Annotated in this window: 1 protein-coding gene; it reads right to left on the bottom strand. The window is 30.1% G+C overall.

The genetic code is table 11. The features are described 5' to 3' along the window. A partial coding sequence (locus F1B92_RS08585) for a hypothetical protein (RefSeq protein WP_407643644.1) occupies positions 1-1,445 on the bottom strand: 1,445 nt, incomplete at both ends.

Genomic DNA, 1,445 nt, shown 5'->3' on the forward strand with positions numbered 1-1,445 from the left:
ATTTCTATCTTAGCATTGCCATTATTATCTTTAGTGTAATTAGTGATTAGGTTACTACCATTATAATCTTTAATATTTTCTGATCCATTGGCTAATTTTACGATATCAATTCTTGAGCCAAGATAGTGAGGGATATTTGTACTTGTATTGTTATCAGCACCAAATTTAAAGCCTTGATTGATTTTTGAGGTAACATTTTTTAAACCTTCAACTACGTTTTTTGGTTCTTTTCCATCTGTTCCATTTACTTCTTTTAGTTTAAACTCGCTAAGTGTTAGAGTTTTAAATTTGGTCTTATTTGTTTCATTTACATCAATTCCTAATTTACTAGCTAAATCATATAATTGTTTGGCACTAATGGCTTCATTTGAAGTGGCATTGATTTCACCTTCTAAAAGCTCTTTTAGTTTTGAATTATTAAAGCTAATCTCTGTTTTATTTGCATCTAAAGTAATTTTAGTACCTCTAGAATCACTACCGCCACTGATGCTATCTATATTTTTAAGATTATTATTAAGTGCATGTGTAATGTTTCCGTCATCTGCTATAGTTACTGATATGTTTTCAGACTTTATAAAATTTAATCCATCAGTTAATTTTACAGTTTTATTTTTATCTTTTGAACCATTTGCCATATATGTTAATTTTAATTCATCTACATATTTTTTATTAACTGCATCAAATTTATCTTGCGGATCTGCTACATAAATTATCCTTCTTTGCTTAGAATTGCTTCCTACTGATACTGTATTTGATTTTCCTTCTGATTGGTTTCCTAATACTATTGCATCTGTGATACTAGAGTTTGTGTTTACGTTTGAGCCTAGCACATAAGTATGGTTACCTTCTATTTTATTGTAAGCTCCTATAGAAAATGAATGCTCGCCAGTTATATTATTGCCTCTTCCTAAAGCAGCGGATATCTTTCCTGATACGTTATTATCTGAGCCAATAGATATAGACTGCTCGCCGCTAGCTGTATTTTCGCTTCCTATTGCTATAGATTGTCTATTTGTTGAGCTTGTTTTATGTCCGATGGCTATAGAATAAGAATTTTCTGTTTTAGCATCAGATCCTATGCTTACTGAGTGATCGCCTTTTGCTGTCGTTTTTAATGAGTCAGAAATTTTAACAGAATGATTTCCTTCTCCTTTTAAATAATTGATCAAAGCTTGTGCTTGTACTAACTCAGTTGTGCTTTTGTTTGAGTCGCTAAGTTCGATTTTTTCAATGCCTACATTTTTGCCAAATTCAATTTTTTTATTATCAATATTAGAGCCATCTTTTTTCAAAAACTCATTACCTAACTCAGATGTTTTAGTATAGTTTTTAAATTCATTAAATACTGCTTGTGATGTTATTACTCTGCTATCATTTTCATCTACACTTGTAGCTTTATTTAATGTAAATTTAATCTCTTTACCAGAAATAGTAGAGTTTAAATC

The organism is Campylobacter portucalensis, assembly GCF_009690845.1.
Classification (GTDB): domain Bacteria; phylum Campylobacterota; class Campylobacteria; order Campylobacterales; family Campylobacteraceae; genus Campylobacter_B; species Campylobacter_B portucalensis.